Raw genomic sequence first — 18975 nt, 5'->3', positions numbered from 1 at the left:
GGAAATCGTGCTTTTTATAGGCAATCATGCAAATGTTTTTGATTTACCTCTTGTGTTAGTTGAATAACTTGCTAAAATACGCGACATCAAAACGATACGGGTCGTTAGCTCAGTTGGTAGAGCAGCGGACTTTTAATCCGTTGGTCCCGCGTTCGAGTCGCGGACGACCCACCATTTATCTGTTTTGACCTATTTGGGTCGTTAGCTCAGCTGGTAGAGCAGCGGACTTTTAATCCGTTGGTCCCGCGTTCGAATCGCGGACGACCCACCAAATTCTAAAAAGCCTCTCACTGCGAGAGGCTTTTTTTATTGTTATCGTATTTTAGTTTCATGACTAAAAGATGACGATGCATTTCTTATATAGAACATCTTTAACCCATTCCATAAAAATTTCTAACCGTTTAGGAATATAACTTCGGTTTGGATATAAAATATTAAGTGGCAAAGATTGAGCAGTATATGCACTTAGCACTTCAACCAGAGTTCCTTGCTCAATTTTATCCTGAACATCATAGTAAGGTAGTTGAATAATCCCTAAGCCCGCACAAGCCGCAGCAATATAGGCTTCTGTATTATTCACACTCAACGCACTGTCCATCATCACTGTTCCATCTTGATATAAAAATACACCCTGTTTTTCTCCTACCGCTCCTGCGTAGTTAATGAGTTTGTGCTGAGATAGATCTTCTAATTGTTCAGGAATACCATAATGTTCCAGATAATCGGGACTTGCACAGTTCACCATAATCAAGTTGCCAACGAACTTCGCGATCAAACTACTATTCTCTAGCTGCCCCACCCGAACAACACAATCAATCCCTTTCTCGATCAAGTCAGTGATGTCATCAGAGCTATTTAGTTGTAAATGGATATCTGGATAGCGGCTATAAAAATCGGGAAGTTCTGGAATAATCACTTGATGCACGATTCGGCTGGGCATTGAAACTTTTAATGTGCCACGGTAATGCTGCTTTTGCGTCTGTATAAGTTGTTCTAATTGCTCATAATCAAATAATAGATTTTGACATTCGGGCAGTATCCTTTGCCCATCTTGCGTAAGGCTTACTTTACGAGTGGTTCTATGAAATAGCCGAACACCATAGTGAGTTTCAAGTTGCTGAATTGCACTGGTCACTGTCGAGCGGGGTAAATCGAGCTGATTTGCCACTTCACTAAAGCTTTGTCGTTTAGCAACTTCTGTAAAAATAAAAAACTGCTGCAACCGATCCATTTAATTGTTCGTATTTTCTGAATAGTTAAACCAAACTAGCATAATTGATCAAAAATTACCGCCAATCTAGACTAAAAATACATTAGAACAAGTCATCATAGGAACAATCATCATGGCAACTCATACTCTTAAAGATAAAGTTGTACTGATTACAGGCGGTGCAAAAAACTTAGGCGGACTCATTAGCCGTAAATTTGCAGAACAAGGTGCAAAAATCGCAATTCATTACAATAGCGCTGAAACTCAAGCTGATGCAGAGCAAACTCTAGCAGATGTAACAGCTTTAGGTGTAGATGCCGTTTTAATTCAAGCAGACCTAACGGATATTAATAATATCGAAAGACTCTTTATAGACACCAAACAGCATTTTGGTGGAATTGATATTGCGATTAATACGGTTGGCAAGGTTTTGAAAAAATCCTTCTTGGAAACCACAGAACAAGAGTTTGATAGCATGAGCGATATCAACTCAAAAATTGCCTATTTCTTTATTCAGTCGGCTGGTCGGCATTTAAATGACGGCGGAAAAATCTGCTCAATCGTTACTTCGCTTCTTGCAGCTTACACTGGGCTGTACTCAACCTATGAAGGTTTAAAAGCGCCTGTTGAGCATTACACCCGCGCTGCATCAAAAGAATTTGGAGACCGTCAGATTTCTGTGACTGCTGTTGCGCCTGGACCTATGGATACACCTTTCTTTTATGGTCAGGAATCTGCCGAAGCAGTGGCTTATCATAAATCGGCTTCAGCTTTAGGTGGGCTCACCAAAATTGAAGATATTGAGCCATTAGTTCGCTTTTTGGTGACCGATGGTTGGTGGATTACGGGTCAAACTATTTTTGCAAATGGTGGTTATACCACTCGCTAAAATCAAAAAAGCCGCATCTGATGATGCGGCTTTTACTTTGCTTCATTATAAAAATTCTTCTAGCACTGAGTTTAAGAAAATATGGCCTTGCTCTGTACAAGCTAAATGAGAAACATCATCTACCAGTAGTTTTCTAGCTCGTAGAGAAATGAGTACCTCATCTAAACCTTCTAGGCTTAAACCTGTACGCTGTTCATATAACTCAGCTTGTACACCATCATTTAAACGCAAAGCATTCATCATAAACTCGAATGGCAGCTCTTCTGCCTCAATCTTTTTCATTTGCAAATGTTCAGCTGGAACCTTGGCTAAATAGTCTTTTGGCAAACGAGTTTTTTGGAAACGATACACTCCATCTGGTCGTGTAACTTTGCCATGTGCACCCGCACCAATCGCAAGATAATCGCCAAATTCCCAATAATTTAAGTTGTGTGTTGAAGGCAGCTCTTTACGCCATGCCGAAACTTCATAGTTTATAAAACCATTTGCCTTAAGATATGCTTCACCCTGCTCTTGAATGTCTTCAAGCATTTCATCTTGCGGTAGAACGGGTTGGGTACGAAAGAAAACGGTATTAGGTTCAATGGTGAGTTGATACCAACTAATATGTGTTGCGCCACTTTCTACAGCTAACTGTAGATCGTAAAGCGCCTGTTCTAGCGTTTGCTCAGGTAAACCATGCATTAAGTCTACATTCACTCGCTTAAAGCCAGCCTGTTTTGCTTGTTGAATCGCTTCAATTGCATTATTTGCAGAATGAATACGTCCAAGCTTTTGCAAATGATTGGTATCAAAGCTCTGGACTCCAATAGACAAACGGTTAATGCCTGCCTCTAAATATCCTGCAAACGGGTCATGCTCTACCGTTCCTGGATTTGCCTCTAAGGTAATTTCACAGCCATCTTCAAACTTAAGCAATGACTTAAGCTCTGCAAATAACCACACATAACCCTGTGCCGAAATCAGTGAAGGTGTTCCACCACCAATAAACACACTGTGAATCGAACGCCCCTGTGCCATCTCTAGTTGAGTTTCAAAGTCGGCTACCAACGCTTTTAAATAGGTTTGCTCGAGTTCCGAAGAAAGTGCACCATCTGGTACGGCATGCGAGTTAAAATCACAATATGGGCATTTACGCACGCACCAAGGCATGTGGATATACAAAGATAACGGAATAGAAGCAGGGTTTAATACAGCCAAGGAACAGGTCCAATTTACACAATATTTCTATTTTAACATGACTGCATCAATGGGCTTATGAAAACATACCTTAATTGCTTTAGACTGTTTTTAAACATACTTAAATACTGATAAAAATGATGAAATTTTCTAGCCAATTTTTCCTATTTTTGCCCTTAGCTCTGGGAATCGGTATTGCCATGGCTTTTCAAACCGCCATCAATGCACAATTGAGAGAACAATTACACACGCCCTTACAAGCAGCCCTCTTATCCTTTCTTGTAGGAACTATTGTTTTAGCAATCATGGTTTTCTTTCAAAGTGCTGAAAAGCCAACTTTAAGTGAAATATCAAATATTCCATGGATTCTATGGACTGGAGGATTTCTTGGGGTTTATGCAATTAGCATGAGCATTTATACTGCACCTAAACTTGGTTTTTTAACCTTTTCAGGTTTAGTCATTTTTGGGCAAATAGTTATTTCTATGTTACTTGATCATTTTGGTTGGTTGGGCACAGAAAAGACACCTGTTACATGGCAACGGTTTCTTGGTGGAGTCATCATCTTTGTCGGTGTGCTACTCACTTTGCAGCGTTAGCTTCATTTTTATATTTATAAAGAGTACCTTTTGTGTCGAATGTCACATCTTTTCGGTCTGAATTAAAACAACTCTTCCACTTAATGCTACCGATTTTAATTACCCAGTTTGCTCAAGCAGGCTTTGGGTTAATTGACACTATTATGGCTGGGCATTTATCTGCAACCGATTTAGCAGCAATTGCTGTAGGGGTCGGTTTATGGGTTCCAATCATGCTCCTGTTCAGCGGTATTATGATTGCAACTACACCCTTGGTAGCCGAAGCAAAAGGCGCAAGAAATACAGAGCAGATCCCTGTCGTTGTTCGCCAGTCATTGTGGGTTGCCGTCATTTTAGGTGTACTGGCAATGCTCATTTTGCAGCTTATGCCGTTTTTCTTGCATGTGTTCGGTGTACCAGAGAGCTTACGACCTAAAGCAAGTCTATTCTTGCATGCAATTGGTTTGGGTATGCCAGCTGTGACCATGTACGCAGCGCTACGTGGCTATTCAGAAGCATTAGGCCATCCACGCCCTGTCACAGCTATTAGCATGTTAGCTTTAGTTGTATTGATCCCTCTTAACATGATTTTTATGCATGGATTAGGACCAATACCTGCATTAGGTAGCGCGGGCTGTGGTTTTGCAACATCCATTTTACAGTGGCTAATGCTGATTACTTTAGCTGGCTATATTTATAAAGCCTCAGCTTATCGAAACACGTCTATTTTTGGCCGATTTGATAAAATTAATATGGCTTGGGTTAAAAGAATTTTACAGCTTGGTCTACCAATCGGTTTAGCCGTGTTCTTTGAGATTAGTATTTTTAGTACAGGTGCATTGGTACTTAGCCCACTGGGTGAAGTGTTTATTGCTGCTCACCAAGTCGCAATTTCCGTTACCTCTGTGCTGTTTATGATTCCGCTTTCACTAGCCATTGCCTTAACCATCCGTGTCGGTACTTATTATGGTGAAAAGAACTGGGCTGCAATGTATCAGGTACAAAAGATTGGTCTGAGTACAGCAATATTTTTTGCCATATTAACCATGACTTTTATTGCTCTAGGCCGTGAACAAATTATCTCGATTTATACTCAAGACTTAACCGTAGCTCCTGTTGCGATGTATTTACTCTGGTTTGCAATGGCATATCAGTTGATGGATGCGTTACAAGTAAGTGCCGCAGGCTGTTTAAGAGGTATGCAAGATACTCAAGCACCTATGTGGATTACGCTCATGGCTTATTGGGTGATTGCTTTTCCAATCGGTCTTTATTTAGCTCGCTATACACATTGGGGAGTAGCAGGTGTGTGGCTAGGCCTAATTATCGGTTTAAGCATTGCCTGTGTGTTATTACTTTCGCGGTTGTACATCAACACCAAACGCTTAAGCCAAACCTAATAAAAAGAGCCGATAAAATATCGGCTCTTTTTCACTATGCAGATTTTGCCCGTGGGCTTGCTCCAATTTGCCAGACAAAAGGCAAATCAGTACGGTTCACTTCCCAATCACCAATCACTTTTTCTTTATAGATAAGTGGATTATGTGAAGACACTGTTCGCGCATTACGCCAGAAACGGTCGAGTTGCTTGACCTGACTACTTGCCGATGCGCCTAAAGCATTAAATAACTGGCTGGTTAAATCCAGTACCAAGTTAGAAATCACCACCTGTCCTTGCGCCGATTCAAGCTCAGCATCTACATTAAACTGATGCTCTTTTACCTCTAACTCGCTAAAGTGACTTTCATAAGCCTTTTGTAATGCCTCTGCCGTTTTTAAGGTAATTGCCTGACTTGCGTAGGCTTGAGCAGAGGCTTTACCCACCACTTGTAAAACTTGTGGATCGTGACGAACCAGATCACCATTACCATGACTAAAAATACGTTTTCGCTCACGAATTTCTTGGCTAAAAGTTTCTACAGCTGCCTGCGCAATCCCAGTTAAGGTTGCAAGGTGTACGACCTGATAAAAAGCAGTCTGATATTTAAAACGCTGATCAAATGGAATGAGATGTGAAGCTGGCAAATGAACCTGATGTACTTTTAAGGTGCCACTGCCCGTTGTCTTTTGACCAAAACCATCCCAATCATCAATCACACTTACCCCTGTTTCATGGCGATAAATAGCAGCAATTACATGGCGGTCATTCACTTCATCATAAGCAAATAGGTCTATCCAGTCTGCAAAGATACTTCCAGTTGAATAATACTTTTCACCATTCACCACCAAGTTGCCCGAAGCATCTTTAGTTACTCGTGTAACGACATCACCGATCTGTACATTTCCAACTTCGGTCCATGCATTCCCGACTAAATCACCTTGTACAAAACGCTGAAACCAAACTTCCTGTGAATGCTCTTTATGTGCAACTAAGCGGTCTTCAACAAAAGCGAAGTGTCCACGCAAAGCTTGCACAATATTCGAATCTGCTTGCGCCAATTCTGCTAAAAGCTGGAAAAGTTGAGGTAATGACACCCCATCTCCACCATATTTAACAGGTACACGTACCGCACCTAATTTCAGTTCTTTTAACCACTGAATCGGTTCAAAAGGTAAGATTCGTTCTTTTTCTCGTTGAATTGCGCCTTGTGCAATTTTTTCAAAAACTGGACGAAATCTACTCGCTACCTTTTCATAATCAGCGCCTACAGACAGTTCTTCTAATTCAATTTGAGTAATTGTCATCTTTATTCTCCTAATCTTATTTTTTCTTCAATTTAACTCCATGCATGACGGGGCGGATGAACACCATTGAGGTAGTAGTTACCGACAATGTGATATTTCCAGCGCACCGGATCATGCAAGGTATGGGTACGTGCATTACGCCAATGGCGATCCAGATTAAGCTCAGATAAAGTGGAACGCGTTCCCGACAATTCAAAAAGCTTATTGGCAGCTAAAATTGCAACTTCAGTGGTGAGTACTTTTGCCTCGGCAACCAGTAGCGTGGCTTGATTTACATGCTCTTCTGTCGTGTCGGCAATTGCTTGATCTATCGCATCTCCAGCCAGATCTAATACCGCTTCTGCTGCACGCAGTTTGATTTTTAGGTCGCCAATATTTGCAATCGTATAAGGATCATCACTGGCTTTTTCTAGACCTGAGTCGACCCATGCGCGGCTATGATTTTTGACATAGTGAATTGTTTCTTCAATTGCACCACGGGCAATACCTGCATCAACAGCAGCCTGAATAAACTGTGAAATTGCTCCCGCTGGTGTTGGTCGCTCGAAAGCCTGATAAATCGGAACTAAGTATTCTTCACGTACTGGAACCTGATTAAGTTCAACAGTGCCACTGGCCGTAGTTCTTTGTCCAAAACCAGACCAGTCATTAATAATATTCACCCCTGACGTTTCCCGAGGGACTAGCGCTGCATAAGGCTGCCCTTGTTCATTCACCGCAACAATCGGAATCCAATGTGCTAGTAAGGCACCAGTTGCAAAGAATTTCTTGCCATTAATTTCATAACCATGCTCGGTCTTTCGCAATGTGGTAGTGAGGTCAGCCACCGTTTTGCTGTGTTTTTCCGAAAAGGCATTTCCAAAACGGATTCCTCTCAACACTAAATTAAAGAAGAACTGTTGTTGTTCTGGGCCTGCATCAAGACGTAAATGTTCAATAAAAGCCAAATGATTTTGAGGAAGCTGTGCAAGAGATGGGTCAACACTGGCAATGGTTTTTATGACCTCAGCCAAGGTTCGATATTTGACTTGTGCACCACCAAACTGCTTAGGAACTGTAATGGCCCATAAGCCACTTTGTGAGAACTGTTGAATTTCATTTAAGGGTAAACGGCGCTCTCTGTCTCGCTCTGATGCCTCTTGTGCAAACTCTTGGGCAAGTTGTTTCGCAACCTCAATTGCCTCTTCATCAGAGCGAATAATATGTGCATCTTTCGACTGCTCAAATACAGATAAAGGAACCGCTTGAGATCGTCCATGGGCCGAATTTAAACTTGTCATAGCTTTTGTTATCTCTATATTTATTTAACCTGTCATTCACATTAGCACTAAAAAAATAGAGACTTTATAGATATTAAAGCTTTGTTTATGAAATGGATTTTCACAAGCTTTTCATATTTTTTACTATAAAAATAACATTTTGTTTTTCGAAAATTTTCTTACATGAGATAAACAATTTCGTATAGGCTTTTTAAGCTTTGTCACCTATGATCAAAACTAGGCAATATTATGTTGTAGTCAATGAGGTATCGAAGATATGGCAAAGAATGCAAGTTCACCAGGCAAACGTTTTATGAAACTTGCAGGAATGACCGCGAGCATTGCAACGAAAACCGTTTCTAACTCGATTCGAAACTTGACTGCAGATGAAGAGCAAAAGCTGGCTTCAAAAACCAAGTTATTTCAAGATATTGGTTTGCAAATTGCCGACACCTTAGGAGAAATGAAAGGTGCCGTCATGAAAGTCGGACAAATTGCTTCGCAATATAAAGATATCTTCCCACCCGAAGTCGCTAAAGCAATTTCAAAGTTACAACGCCAAGCGCCAGCCATGCCTTTTACCGCGATTCAACAGCAAATTGAACGAGAGCTTGGGAAACCGCTTAATGTGGCTTTTAAATCTTTTGATAGTGAACCTTTTGCTGCTGCATCGATTGGGCAAGTTCACAAAGCTACTCTGCCTAGTGGCGAACAAGTCGTGGTTAAAGTGCAATATCCGGGTGTTGATGAAGCCTGTGAAAGTGACTTAAAACAAGTACGTTTAGCCCTTCGCTTAATGGGCGTACTTAAAATTGACAAAAAGCTACAAGATCAGCTTTTTGCAGAAATTCAGGATAGCCTTTCAGCAGAGCTCAATTATGAAATTGAGGCTCAAAATCTTGAGGTCTTTAAAACATTCCATAGCCAGTTAGATGACAAAATTATCATTCCGACTGTTTATAAAGATTACTCTTCAAGACGTATTTTGACCCTAAGTCTCGAACAAGGTGACAGCATTGAAACTGCAAGTTCTTGGCCACTCGAAATTCGAAATACAATTGGAAATCGCCTAATACGTGCTTTAGGTCAGGAAATGTTCTTTTTAAAACGTTTTCACTGTGATCCACACCCTGGAAATTTCGCTTTCCGCCAAGACGGTAGTGTAATTATTTATGACTATGGCAGTGTTAAAACACTTTCAAATGAAATCGTTCAGCACTTCAAGCGTTTAGTGAATGCAGCTCGCCATGAAAATATTGATCTGATTGAAACAGAGCTACTCGAACTCCACTCCCTTGCTGAAAAAGGCAAGTTCCCAAGTGATCTGTATAAGCTATGGATTGAAGTGTTATTACGCCCGCTTAATACCACTTATGATTTTGCCGAGAACTCATCACATCATGATGGCATGTTACTTGTGAAAAAATCTTTGAAGTATTGGGATGTCTTTAAACCTTCACCAGATACGCTGATGGTCAATAGAACCATTTCAGGACACTACTGGAACCTGATTCACTTAAAAGTACATGACAATCTCAGTGATTTATTTGAAGAACTGGTCCCGCCATCTAGCTAATTAAATTTTAAGTCAGTGTGACCTTTAGGGGGTAGATTGACTTTTCAATTGTTATGTTATAACATTTCTTTAATCAAAAATAATTTAGGACAATCTCTCATGCGTAAAGATATTCATCCTGCTTATCAACAAGTGTTATTTCATGATACCAATGCAGATGTGTACTTCTTAATTGGCAGTACTCTCCAGACGAAACAAACTAAAGAATATCAAGGACAAGTCTATCCTTATGTCACCCTTGATATCTCAAGTGCATCACACCCTTTCTACACAGGTGAAGTACGTCAAGCAAGTAATGAAGGCCGTGTTGCAACCTTTAATAAACGTTTCGCTCGCTTTAATCGTAAGAGTTAATCTTACGTTAAGGTTTGATCAATACACTTAAATCATTGGAAGCCTAAGACTATCTCCTCCACTTAGGCTTCTTTTTTTATGTCCGTTTTTTCGATCTTTTTATGTTGTGTATAAAAGAGAACTTATCCACAACTTATTTAAAAACTATCCTTATTTTTTCCACAACTCATCAATTTTTTGTATTCTCCAAGCTTTCAAAGCTTCTATTCGATGCTATGCTTAAACCCTCATTTGATAGGAAGTTTAAGATAATGGCACAAGAGTTACTTGCCCAATTACAAGCAGGCACAGCAAAATTTTCAGACGTTTTAGCTCATATTGAAGCACGCTACCAACATACTCCAACAGCTTTTCAAAATGGCGCACAGCATAACGCTGCTACTGAAAATCAAGGCAGTGCAAAAGTTTTCTCTTTTGCCAAATTACAAGATTTAGACCAAGCACAAACTTTAAGTTTATTTGCAGAACACTATGCATCTGTATTGGCTACACCAGAGGGAACTGACCATCAAAATATCCGTCAATTTATGCAAAATGGTTGGGATGGCGTGAAGTTTGAAGGTCAGGCTTTAGCTGAAAAATAATAAGCTTTAGTAGCTAATGCCTCAAATCATAGGATTGTCACAACAGAGTTTTTTCAGTTAGATTTTATACCTAGATTAGCCTTCGGCTCGGCCTACTTTTCTTTTGGGAAAAGTAGGCAAAACCATTTTCATCAACAGAACCTGTTATCTGTTTGCAATTATCCAATATTTTGCAAAAACAATATATCTCTGATATCAGTCAGGCTGTTGATGACTTTAACGCGTATCAAATCAAAGAATAAATCAGATAATTTTCTTTTTATAATTTAAATAATAATTAGTCATTTACTATCGTGACAAGCGGCAAGGATGCCGCTGTTTCGCTGTGCTATAAGGATGTAGCATCAGCGAAACAAAAGATTTTTGCTTATTTTTGATCTTTCAAAAGTAAGGTATGCCTATACAAATGGTGTTGGAGAATATTGTAAAACAGAGGCTGTATATTCTGTCCTAAAACATTCAAATACTCAGTTGCCTGCTACCCAATAATAAGTCGCCAACCCCAAACACGTAAAAATTAACGACCCAATTAAATGAATAGAAATCCCCAACATCGCCATTCCCAACTTACCACTTTGTAATAAAGTGACGATCTCAATCGAGAATGTTGAAAAGGTGGTTAAAGCACCACAGAAACCAGTAATCACAAAAAGTTTATAGTTTGGACTTAAATCACTATGAGCAAAGTAGGCAATCGCAAAACCAATAATAAACCCACCCACTAAATTAACAGTGACGGTACCCAATGGAATTTGCGGATAGATCGGATTGAGTTTTAAGCCTAGAAACCAACGTAACCACGCCCCTAGAACGGAGCCTAAAGCAATTGAAATTAGAGAGTAATACATAGGACCACCCCTTTAGATAGACGCTAAAAGAGTAAAAAAGCATGAAGGTAAATATGACACGGCGTACTCCAAAAATAAGCAAAGTACGCAATAACCTACGTACCCAGCGATATAAATACATGAGGGTAACGTAGGCATCATTAGCCAATACGGCGGTTTTTCAAGGGAAGAATGCCATCTCCCTATTTTGATTATATTAGTCCATCTAAAAGTTGATTGAAATATACTTTTTTAAATCATGGACGTTCAGCATATTGTGGTAAATCGTCCTGAATACATTCCCACTCTGCTTTTGAAGCAGCAAAAATATGCATCGTTGGTTTTTGATCTAATAGTGTATCAAGAGTACCAATTCTTAAACGATATAGTTCAGGCTGTCCATCACGCGAGCTAATCAGAGGTGAACCACATTCGCTACAGAACCAGCGGTACACGCCTTCTACAGCAAATTTTTTGACTAATTCTTCGCCTTGGGTAATTTTAAAATCTGCACTTTTAATAGGAGCATTCGTGGCAAATGCTGTTCCATTGGCTTTTCGGCATCGTTGGCAGTGGCACTGAATAATATCTCCGATATCGCCTTTAATTTCATAGCGAATACCTTGGCATAAACAACTTCCCTGATAGACTGGTGATGCTTGAGACATGTGATCGCAACTCCTATTATTATTGATCGCTCAAAAATAACACTTTTCACCTATCAAACATAGCGCAAAATGAAGCGCTTATCGCTCCAAGAATGAATGCACACCCTGTCCCGTAGCTCTCCCTGTGGCAAAGCATGCTGTAAGCAAATAACCACCTGTAGGTGCATCCCAATCCAGCATTTCACCGCAGCAAAACACCCCTGATATTTCTTTGAGATTTAAACTTTCAGACAGTGCTTCTTGCTTAATGCCTCCCGCACAACTAATCGCTTCTTCAATGGGTCTAAAGCCATCTAACTTGATTTGAAGCGCTTTGATTTGCTGAGCCATAGCATCTGGTTGGTTCCATAATGCTTTATCAACAACTTCTCGGATTAAGTTAATCTTGGCTGTGTCTAAGCCTGCTTTACGCCAGATATTAGTCAGAGATTGTTTTTTGCCAGCCTGCAATTTTTTAATTAACTGTGACAACTCTACATCAGGCAATAAATCTAAAAATAGATTTAAGCTTTGTCCTTGTTTTTGCTGTTCTCGTAAGGCACGTCCGAGTTTATAAATAACCCCACTTTCTAAACCATAGTGAGTAATGACAATATCACCATGTGTAATTTGGCTAGGATCGACCCATGCATGGACGCGTTTTAAGGGTTCACCAAAACAGCTTTCCATAAAAGTAGACCAAGCGTGCAGCACCCCTGCATTGCTTGGCTGGAAAGGCTCAATACTAGATTGATGAATCCATTGCTGCCATGCACCATCACTACCTAATTGTGACCATGACACAGCCCCACATGCCAATACCACAGCATCATACTGCTGGGTAAAAGTTTCAGCGTTTTGATTATTCTGATTTTGTAGAGTCACTGTTGTACCTTGCAAATCAATACAACGATGACGATAAAAGAATTTAACTTGCTGCTCTGCCAAGCGTTTTAGCCAAGCACGCAGTAAAGGCGCTGCTTTCATTTCGACCGGAAAAATACGACCAGAGCTGCCCACATAAGACTCAATTCCAAGACTTTTCATCCAGTCTTGAATCCAGACGGCATCCCACTTTTCAATCCAAGGTTTTAGCCATTCTGAACGGTCGTAACGCTCAATAAACTGTGCTAATGGTTCAGCGTGTGAGATATTTAACCCAGTTTTACCCGCCATAAGAAACTTACGCGCAGCTGAAGGCTTTTGTTCATACACATCAATATCATAAGCATATTGGCTTAATACTTCAGCAGCCATAAGACCTGCTGGGCCTGCCCCAATAATAGCAACCCGCTTATTCGCCATGTGTTTGCCCTTGCAGCGGCGCAAAATCATCAAAACGTGTGCTGTAGCCTTCAGGCTTGGTCATAATGAGTTGCTGACAAAGCTCGCCACGCTCTAAATACTTAATTTCGAAATGAGTACGTGCAGAGGTTTGAGCAATTTTTTCTTTTTGATAAGGCAGCTTCCACACATGAATTAACTGCTGTTCTGCTTCTTCAATATATTCAGGAATATTACTTGCCAATGTAATGGTTCCACCTGTTTGCAGGCGTGAGATTAAGAACTCAAAAAATGGCATATTCAACCAGCGCTGTGCCGGATTATGTGGTTCTGGATTTGGATAGAGTATAAAGAAATGTTCAACTTGAGCAGGGTGTAAAGCGTGTACAACCCAAGGTAAAGCATCTGCATGTACAGGTACCAAATTATCTCTTGGTTCCAAACCATGCTGTTTTTGCATTGCCAAGAATTTTTCTCGGGTTCGTTCAATTGCATATAACGTATGCTGTGGCTGTTGGCCGGTAAAGAGCAAAGCATGTTTACCCTTGCCAGCACCAATTTCAACACAAATCGGTGTATTTTCAATTGGGGTAAAATCACGAGGCGCTTGCATACGTTGTGCTTGAAATTGACGAATCGGCATAATCACATCAAACTAAATAAAAATCGGCATAAGTCTAACAAGTCACCTGACTTTTGCCTAATCTATTTCTCTTCACTTTGAGGATATCGCTATATGCCACGTACATTTCCCTGCCCACGTTGTGGTGGACCAAGTGTTTGGGAAGGTAATGAGTTTCGTCCGTTTTGCTCAGAACGCTGTAAATTAATTGATTTAGGCGCTTGGGCAAACGATGAATATAAATTGCCTACCCAAGATGCTCCTCAGCAAAACAAGGGTAGTCAAAATGAAGATGATTATGAGGATTAACCTGCTTTGCCAGCGACAAACGGGTTAAATTGTTTTTCATAGCCAATGGTACTCATCGGACCATGTCCAGAAATAAACTGAGTATCATCTGGCAAACTAAAACATTCACGTTTAATCGATTCAATTAACTGATCATGATTGCCACGCGGAAAGTCTGTTCGTCCAATCGAACCTTTAAACAGAACATCACCCGTCCAAAGTAAGCCATGATTTTTATTATAGAAAACAACATGGCCTGGTGTATGCCCCGGTGCAAAGCGCACTTCAAACTCATCTTCACCAAGTTTTAGCACTTCGCCACCTTCAAGCCATTGATCGACTTTAACGGGCTGCGGAATTGGGAAACCATACCGTGCTGAAACTTCCTGAATCATGTCTAACCAGAACTGATCTTCTTTATGTGGACCAATAACTGGAACGCTCCATTCTTTAGCAAGCTCACCCACCGCTCCAGCATGATCTAAATGCCCATGAGTCAGCCACAGAGCCTTCACTTTTAGACCCAAGGCTTCTACTTCTTTTTTCAACACAGCAGCGTCGCCACCTGCATCAATCAAAACTGCTTCTTTCGTTTCACTGTCCCAAACAAGGGAACAATTTTGGGCAAATGCAGTAACGGGAACAATTTTGACTTGCAGCATAAAAACCTCTGGCTAAAACACAATTAACGGTGGGCTAAGGTATGGGTAAGGGCATCAAGATTAGCCTGAACTAAACCTGCAAGCAAATCAATATGAGCCTGATCGCTATTTAAAGCTGGAATATAAGCATAGCTACCACCGCCTGCTTGTTGAAATAGTTCAGCATTTTGAATCGCTAACTCTTCAAGCGTTTCTAGACAATCGGCAGAAAAAGCTGGACTTAACACCTGAACAGACTTAACACCTTGCTTCGCCCAATCTTGTAGCAGCTGGTCGGTATAAGGTTTCACCCATTCTTGTTTCCCAAAACGTGACTGGAAGCTAATCGCCCATTCATCATCTTTTAAATGTAAGGCTTCGGCCACCAGCTTTGCTGTGATGCGACAACGATCTGCGTAAGGGTCACCTTTGTCTGCATATGGCTGTGGAATTCCATGAAATGACATCAGCAGTTTTTCAGGTTTGCCATGCTGCTCTTGGTACGCTAAAACGCTTTCTGCCAATGCCTGAATAAACATTGGATGCTGATAATAGTCTTTAATAATCGTCAGCCCCGGCAAATTCCGCTGTTTAGGAATCCATTTGGCAAACGCGTCGTATAACGGCGCTGTAGATGTCGCGGAATACTGAGGAAACAAAGGCAATAAAATGACATGCTCTTGTGGGTTAGCCGCTAATTTTTCCAACACCGCATCAATACCCGGATTTCCATAAGTCATTGCGGGTACCACAGTTAAATCGAACTGTTTATTTTCACGTTGTAGATAAGCCTGCACACGTTGAGTTTGCTCAAACACAATTTCACGCATTGGCGAATCTGCGGACCATACCGAAGCATAGGCATGTGCCACTCTTTTCGGGCGAAAAGGCAAAACAAACAGATTTAAAATAACCCACCAGATCAGTTTCGGTATTTCAATCACGCGTGAATCAGATAAAAACTGTTTTAAAAAACGGCGCACTGCAGGCACAGTCGCCTCATCTGGTGTGCCTAAATTCGCTAAAATGACAGTAACTTTCGGTTTTTGTTCAAACGACATATGTAAATGCCTTTCAGTTCATCTTATGACACTAATGTAACAGTTTTCATTGTCATATATAAATTGAATCGCTCTAAGCTTTTAATCGAACGCCCCGATGATTCCATTTATAGCTCAGCAATATCTTTTGAGCTTTAGTGGTTAGTTTCCATAGGCCATATGATTGTTCGGTTTTAGTTGGAACAATCCAGCCTTGCGATTGCATTTGATTTTTAATTCGGAACAGTGCCTTATGATTAATCTGTGCACAGGCAACCGCATGCGCACGAGGTAATTCCTGACGAGCATCTTCTAAGCCAGCCTGATTTAAATATTCATTTAGACAAGCTGCAAAATTCTCTTCTGGCATTGCTGTTTCAAAGCGCTTTGCCAGCACGCTTAACAACTGAGACCAAGTCATTTGTCGTTGACGTTTAAGCTCTTTAAAGTTGCCATCCTGAAATGCTTGAATCTGATATTCAAATGCAAAAATATCTTGCGGTGCAACTTCATTTAACTGTGTAGATGGCTCGGTTACTCGCTGTTCTAACTGTAAAATTTTACTTTTTAATAGCTTAATTTCGTCTTCTAACTGATGAGCTTGATGTGCAGGAACCCAGCCTTGCCCCCCATACTGCTCAATCATTAAAGGGATATTTAAACGGACAGCCAACTCCAGTTCACGTGGGGTTTTAAAGTAAAAAATATGCTCTGCTTCGTGTAATAATTTTTTTCTAAATGCGAGAAATTTATCTTTAAGTTGTGGATGTGTTTCTTGTAAATCTATTTCACGATTTTCTGGCTGTTCATGCATGAACACAATAATAGGTTTCGCCTGACTTAACGCATATTCATATTCTAAAGACAGATAACTCACACCAGAAATCGCTTGTTCTCCATACTGGCTGCCTAAAAGTAGGATTACATAATCACATTCATCAATCTGTCGACGTGCAAGTGTAGTGGTTAAAGGTGTTCGATGTTCTAATCCCCAAGCAAAGAAACCCATCCCCACCAAGGTTTGAGACAAAACCATTCGCTCTGGCTGCATATCGCGGCCAGACGTTGAAATAAAAATCTGATAGCGTGTATCGAGCATAACAATACCCTTTCGCCCCATGACCTGTACGTGACTTAATATCAGCCAAGATCATGAACCGCCCCAAATAAAATAATAAATCTAAAAAAACACTACTTTCTAAACGATGAAAAAAACTAGTTCAGATTATGCAGTGTCCAAGTTAACTCTTGTGGAATCATATGTTGTAAAACAGGTTGCAATGCCTCGGCATTATTTCCGCTGACATAACATTCAATACGTGCAACATTCTGACCTATTTGGTCACATAATAACGCATTTTTTATTAAAATACGGGCTGTTTGTCGGGCTACTGCTAATCCCGAATCAACCAGTGTGAATTGGTTATCAAAAAGATGATGAATTGCTTCATTTAAGAAAGGATAATGAGTACAACCGAGCACTAAATAGTCTGCACCTTGCTCAGCGGCAGGCTGTAAAACCTCTTTTAATGCGTTTAAACAAGCCTCCCCCATTTGCTGTCCCGCTTCCACACAAGGAACAAGTTCGAGGTTGGTTAAAGTCATCACTTTAACACCCGCTGGAATAGCAAACTTCTCGACGACATCTTTAATGAGTTGTCCACGAAAAGTAGCAGGAGTCGCCAATACTGCAACCACTTTAGAACGTGTTTGTAATACGGCAGGTTTTAATGCTGGAACTAACCCAACAATTGGAAAGTGTTCACCATAATGCTCGCGTAAATGGTCAAGACTAAATGCTGAAGCGGTATTGCATGCTACAACCGCAATTTTGCAACCCTGACGATATAACCAATCAACAGCACGAGCAGTGAGTTCTCTAATTTCGTCATCGGAACGTGGGCCATAAGGAACGTAGGCAGTATCGGCATAATACACAATACGTTCGTTTGGCAAATATCTGGCAATTTCTGCTGCAACTGACATTCCTCCAATTCCCGAATCAAAAATACCAATTGGGGCATCAGCAGATGCGTTAGGCATAGGTTCTAGATCGGTAAATAGAGGTTGTATGGCTGTCATGGCTGTACTGAAGTGTCGGAAATTTTCACTTCCTAAAGCTTAAACCTCAAGTGCCTAATTGCAAGAGCAAATTACCACTTTTTAACTCTAAAATGGTTTCACCATTATCATTTTCAACCAGTGTTCCGTAGTTCACTAAATGATAAAAAGACTGGCGTTGAATAAGGGCGTTAATTCCAAAACGCACATGCACATAAGGACGCAATTCCCCGTCATATTCACGCATAAAAATTGGATGTTCAGCATCGACCAGAATCACATCTTGATTCGTCGTGGTCAGTTGTAAAAATTGATCACCTGAAATTTCAACTTGATCGACCTGATTGACTAATAAAGGTTCATCTTCGACCTCAATTTCAATTTGTTCTACGGGGGTTTTCAGGTAGAATTTACCCTCTTCTTTCCATAGGACTTTGGTAAATAGATCTAATAGGGCTTGGCGCTTAATCAATTGACCTTCGTGCCACCATTCTCCATTGGCTTTAACCGTCAAATCCATTTTGCCGCAATGCTTTGGATGCCACTGCTCTAAAGGTGGAATTGACCTTTTGTGACTTTGCTGTACACCTTTTAAGTATTGTGCAATGTTCATTAAGTTTTTATCATCAGATAACGGTATTTTTCCCATATCCGATGGGGAATTATTTTGATTTACCATAGTTTATGCCTTGCTGACGAAAAAATATGACGACTCAGCCAATTGGCTAGATCATGGTTTAAAACTATACTAGCCAAAACGATAAAAGGCACAATAGCATATTTGCGCCTATGGATTAAAACACTCACGGCAGCACCGAATTTCTGAATATGACGGTTGCCACCTTTAAGTATTGAGGAGTCCTACATGGAACACATCGAACGTGAATCGATGGAGTTTGACGTTGTCATCGTAGGTGCAGGACCTGCAGGTCTATCTGCTGCGATTAAGATCCGTCAATTAGCGATTGAAAATAACTTACCCGATCTTTCTGTTTGTGTAGTTGAAAAAGGCTCTGAAGTAGGTGCGCATATCTTGTCTGGTGCTGTGCTTGAGCCACGTGCCATCAACGAACTTTTCCCGAACTGGAAGGAAGAAGGTGCGCCTTTAAACGTACCTGTAACTGAAGACAAAACTTTCTTCTTGTTATCAGACACCACATCTAAAGAAGTGCCTCACTGGATGGTTCCTAAAACCATGCATAACGATGGCAACTATGTTATCTCTTTAGGTAACGTGGTTCGCTGGTTAGG

General features: G+C 40.6%; 21 protein-coding genes, 2 tRNA genes, 1 pseudogene and 1 riboswitch. Of the genes and pseudogenes, 10 read left to right on the top strand and 14 right to left on the bottom strand.

The window, feature by feature from the left end; all coding sequences use genetic code 11:
* The first annotated feature begins 98 nt into the window (after positions 1-98).
* Positions 99-174, top strand: a tRNA-Lys gene (locus BMW38_RS08275).
* A gap of 21 nt (positions 175-195) precedes the next feature.
* Positions 196-271: transfer RNA gene (locus tag BMW38_RS08270), tRNA-Lys, on the top strand.
* A gap of 63 nt (positions 272-334) precedes the next feature.
* On the opposite strand, the gene BMW38_RS08265 is transcribed toward BMW38_RS08270, so the two are convergent.
* Complete coding sequence (locus tag BMW38_RS08265) at positions 335-1231, bottom strand: LysR family transcriptional regulator (RefSeq protein ID WP_092707203.1); 897 nt, start codon at positions 1229-1231, stop codon at positions 335-337.
* 112 nt (positions 1232-1343) lie between these two features.
* Between BMW38_RS08265 and BMW38_RS08260 the strand changes: the two genes are divergently transcribed.
* Entirely contained in the window at positions 1344-2099 is a 756-nt protein-coding gene (locus tag BMW38_RS08260; RefSeq protein ID WP_092707201.1) for an SDR family oxidoreductase, read from the top strand.
* 45 nt (positions 2100-2144) lie between these two features.
* On the opposite strand, the gene hemW is transcribed toward BMW38_RS08260, so the two are convergent.
* The gene (hemW, locus tag BMW38_RS08255) at positions 2145-3299 is read right to left on the bottom strand and encodes a radical SAM family heme chaperone HemW (RefSeq protein ID WP_092707199.1); all 1155 of its coding nucleotides are present in this window, start codon (positions 3297-3299) and stop codon (positions 2145-2147) included.
* 116 nt (positions 3300-3415) lie between these two features.
* Between hemW and BMW38_RS08250 the strand changes: the two genes are divergently transcribed.
* Both BMW38_RS08250 and abeM read left to right on the top strand, forming a co-directional pair.
* A complete protein-coding gene (locus BMW38_RS08250; RefSeq protein WP_045434844.1) occupies positions 3416-3877 on the top strand; it encodes a DMT family transporter in 462 nt (153 codons plus the stop codon).
* A 32-nt stretch (positions 3878-3909) separates the two neighbouring features.
* Entirely contained in the window at positions 3910-5256 is a 1347-nt protein-coding gene (gene abeM, locus BMW38_RS08245; protein WP_003654676.1) for a multidrug efflux MATE transporter AbeM, read from the top strand.
* Positions 5257-5290: 34 nt separating this feature from the next.
* Here the strand turns inward: abeM and BMW38_RS08240 are convergent, their stop codons facing one another.
* Both BMW38_RS08240 and BMW38_RS08235 read right to left on the bottom strand, forming a co-directional pair.
* A complete protein-coding gene (locus BMW38_RS08240; RefSeq protein WP_003654675.1) occupies positions 5291-6541 on the bottom strand; it encodes an acyl-CoA dehydrogenase family protein in 1251 nt (416 codons plus the stop codon).
* A gap of 32 nt (positions 6542-6573) precedes the next feature.
* A complete protein-coding gene (locus BMW38_RS08235) occupies positions 6574-7821 on the bottom strand; it encodes an SfnB family sulfur acquisition oxidoreductase (protein ID WP_056483038.1) in 1248 nt (415 codons plus the stop codon).
* Positions 7822-8077: 256 nt separating this feature from the next.
* Between BMW38_RS08235 and BMW38_RS08230 the strand changes: the two genes are divergently transcribed.
* The 3 genes from BMW38_RS08230 to BMW38_RS08220 all read left to right on the top strand — a co-directional run bounded on the left by BMW38_RS08230 (position 8078) and on the right by BMW38_RS08220 (position 10314).
* Complete coding sequence (locus tag BMW38_RS08230) at positions 8078-9376, top strand: ABC1 kinase family protein (protein WP_092707197.1); 1299 nt, start codon at positions 8078-8080, stop codon at positions 9374-9376.
* 99 nt (positions 9377-9475) lie between these two features.
* Positions 9476-9730, top strand: coding sequence for a type B 50S ribosomal protein L31 (locus BMW38_RS08225; protein WP_004640941.1), 255 nt, complete (start codon positions 9476-9478; stop codon positions 9728-9730).
* Positions 9731-9981: 251 nt separating this feature from the next.
* A complete protein-coding gene (locus BMW38_RS08220) occupies positions 9982-10314 on the top strand; it encodes a HopJ type III effector protein (RefSeq protein ID WP_004640939.1) in 333 nt (110 codons plus the stop codon).
* A gap of 158 nt (positions 10315-10472) precedes the next feature.
* Here the strand turns inward: BMW38_RS08220 and BMW38_RS08215 are convergent.
* The 5 genes and pseudogenes from BMW38_RS08215 to BMW38_RS08195 all read right to left on the bottom strand — a co-directional run bounded on the left by BMW38_RS08215 (position 10473) and on the right by BMW38_RS08195 (position 13721).
* A pseudogene (locus BMW38_RS08215) lies at positions 10473-10621 on the bottom strand (hypothetical protein).
* Positions 10622-10781: 160 nt separating this feature from the next.
* On the bottom strand, positions 10782-11162 hold the full coding sequence (crcB, locus tag BMW38_RS08210) for a fluoride efflux transporter CrcB (protein ID WP_005037095.1): 381 nt from the start codon (positions 11160-11162) through the stop codon (positions 10782-10784).
* 124 nt (positions 11163-11286) lie between these two features.
* A riboswitch (Fluoride riboswitch) is annotated at positions 11287-11353 on the bottom strand.
* Positions 11354-11398: 45 nt separating this feature from the next.
* Positions 11399-11809, bottom strand: coding sequence for a GFA family protein (locus BMW38_RS08205; protein WP_003654669.1), 411 nt, complete (start codon positions 11807-11809; stop codon positions 11399-11401).
* Positions 11810-11887: 78 nt separating this feature from the next.
* A complete protein-coding gene (locus tag BMW38_RS08200; protein ID WP_092707195.1) occupies positions 11888-13093 on the bottom strand; it encodes a TIGR03862 family flavoprotein in 1206 nt (401 codons plus the stop codon).
* The gene (locus tag BMW38_RS08195) at positions 13083-13721 is read right to left on the bottom strand and encodes an SAM-dependent methyltransferase (protein ID WP_092707193.1); all 639 of its coding nucleotides are present in this window, start codon (positions 13719-13721) and stop codon (positions 13083-13085) included. Before BMW38_RS08195 ends, BMW38_RS08200 begins: the two co-directional genes overlap by 11 nt.
* An 87-nt stretch (positions 13722-13808) precedes the next feature.
* Here BMW38_RS08195 and BMW38_RS08190 point away from each other — a divergent pair, with 87 nt between their 5' ends.
* The gene (locus BMW38_RS08190) at positions 13809-14003 is read left to right on the top strand and encodes a DNA gyrase inhibitor YacG (RefSeq protein WP_003654666.1); all 195 of its coding nucleotides are present in this window, start codon (positions 13809-13811) and stop codon (positions 14001-14003) included.
* On the opposite strand, the gene BMW38_RS08185 is transcribed toward BMW38_RS08190, so the two are convergent.
* The 5 genes from BMW38_RS08185 to BMW38_RS08165 form a co-directional block, all read right to left on the bottom strand.
* Positions 14000-14644 carry an MBL fold metallo-hydrolase gene (locus tag BMW38_RS08185; RefSeq protein WP_005045031.1) on the bottom strand — a complete coding sequence of 215 codons (645 nt, stop codon included), beginning with the start codon at positions 14642-14644 and terminating at the stop codon, positions 14000-14002. The genes BMW38_RS08190 and BMW38_RS08185 overlap by 4 nt on opposite strands.
* A 23-nt stretch (positions 14645-14667) precedes the next feature.
* A complete protein-coding gene (hemH, locus tag BMW38_RS08180) occupies positions 14668-15684 on the bottom strand; it encodes a ferrochelatase (protein WP_092707191.1) in 1017 nt (338 codons plus the stop codon).
* Between the two features lie 73 nt (positions 15685-15757).
* A complete protein-coding gene (locus BMW38_RS08175) occupies positions 15758-16762 on the bottom strand; it encodes a DUF4062 domain-containing protein (protein WP_092707189.1) in 1005 nt (334 codons plus the stop codon).
* A gap of 116 nt (positions 16763-16878) precedes the next feature.
* Positions 16879-17745, bottom strand: a complete 867-nt coding sequence (murI, locus tag BMW38_RS08170; protein ID WP_092707187.1) for a glutamate racemase — start codon at positions 17743-17745, stop codon at positions 16879-16881.
* A gap of 46 nt (positions 17746-17791) precedes the next feature.
* Complete coding sequence (locus tag BMW38_RS08165) at positions 17792-18403, bottom strand: DUF1285 domain-containing protein (RefSeq protein WP_003654658.1); 612 nt, start codon at positions 18401-18403, stop codon at positions 17792-17794.
* A 186-nt stretch (positions 18404-18589) separates the two neighbouring features.
* Between BMW38_RS08165 and BMW38_RS08160 the strand changes: the two genes are divergently transcribed.
* A partial coding sequence (locus BMW38_RS08160; protein WP_139193533.1) for an NAD(P)/FAD-dependent oxidoreductase occupies positions 18590-18975 on the top strand: 386 nt, incomplete at its 3' end.

Origin of the sequence: Acinetobacter sp. yr461, from assembly GCF_900110445.1 — a bacterium.
Lineage (GTDB): Bacteria > Pseudomonadota > Gammaproteobacteria > Pseudomonadales > Moraxellaceae > Acinetobacter > Acinetobacter calcoaceticus.
The sequence above is the reverse complement of the archived record's forward strand: the minus strand, read 5'-3'. Positions and strand labels throughout refer to the sequence as shown.

What these genes read in the sequence shown, in the direction of transcription:
- BMW38_RS08265 (WP_092707203.1), bottom strand. Translation starts at nt 1,231, where the DNA reads ATGGATCGGTTGCAGCAGTTTTTTATTTTTACAGAAGTTGCTAAACGA.
- BMW38_RS08260 (WP_092707201.1), top strand. Translation starts at nt 1,344, where the DNA reads ATGGCAACTCATACTCTTAAAGATAAAGTTGTACTGATTACAGGCGGT.
- BMW38_RS08250 (WP_045434844.1), top strand. Translation starts at nt 3,416, where the DNA reads ATGATGAAATTTTCTAGCCAATTTTTCCTATTTTTGCCCTTAGCTCTG.
- BMW38_RS08240 (WP_003654675.1), bottom strand. Translation starts at nt 6,541, where the DNA reads ATGACAATTACTCAAATTGAATTAGAAGAACTGTCTGTAGGCGCTGAT.
- BMW38_RS08235 (WP_056483038.1), bottom strand. Translation starts at nt 7,821, where the DNA reads ATGACAAGTTTAAATTCGGCCCATGGACGATCTCAAGCGGTTCCTTTA.
- BMW38_RS08230 (WP_092707197.1), top strand. Translation starts at nt 8,078, where the DNA reads ATGGCAAAGAATGCAAGTTCACCAGGCAAACGTTTTATGAAACTTGCA.
- BMW38_RS08225 (WP_004640941.1), top strand. Translation starts at nt 9,476, where the DNA reads ATGCGTAAAGATATTCATCCTGCTTATCAACAAGTGTTATTTCATGAT.
- BMW38_RS08220 (WP_004640939.1), top strand. Translation starts at nt 9,982, where the DNA reads ATGGCACAAGAGTTACTTGCCCAATTACAAGCAGGCACAGCAAAATTT.
- crcB (WP_005037095.1), bottom strand. Translation starts at nt 11,162, where the DNA reads ATGTATTACTCTCTAATTTCAATTGCTTTAGGCTCCGTTCTAGGGGCG.
- BMW38_RS08205 (WP_003654669.1), bottom strand. Translation starts at nt 11,809, where the DNA reads ATGTCTCAAGCATCACCAGTCTATCAGGGAAGTTGTTTATGCCAAGGT.
- BMW38_RS08200 (WP_092707195.1), bottom strand. Translation starts at nt 13,093, where the DNA reads ATGGCGAATAAGCGGGTTGCTATTATTGGGGCAGGCCCAGCAGGTCTT.
- BMW38_RS08190 (WP_003654666.1), top strand. Translation starts at nt 13,809, where the DNA reads ATGCCACGTACATTTCCCTGCCCACGTTGTGGTGGACCAAGTGTTTGG.
- BMW38_RS08185 (WP_005045031.1), bottom strand. Translation starts at nt 14,644, where the DNA reads ATGCTGCAAGTCAAAATTGTTCCCGTTACTGCATTTGCCCAAAATTGT.
- hemH (WP_092707191.1), bottom strand. Translation starts at nt 15,684, where the DNA reads ATGTCGTTTGAACAAAAACCGAAAGTTACTGTCATTTTAGCGAATTTA.
- BMW38_RS08175 (WP_092707189.1), bottom strand. Translation starts at nt 16,762, where the DNA reads ATGCTCGATACACGCTATCAGATTTTTATTTCAACGTCTGGCCGCGAT.
- murI (WP_092707187.1), bottom strand. Translation starts at nt 17,745, where the DNA reads ATGACAGCCATACAACCTCTATTTACCGATCTAGAACCTATGCCTAAC.
- BMW38_RS08165 (WP_003654658.1), bottom strand. Translation starts at nt 18,403, where the DNA reads ATGGTAAATCAAAATAATTCCCCATCGGATATGGGAAAAATACCGTTA.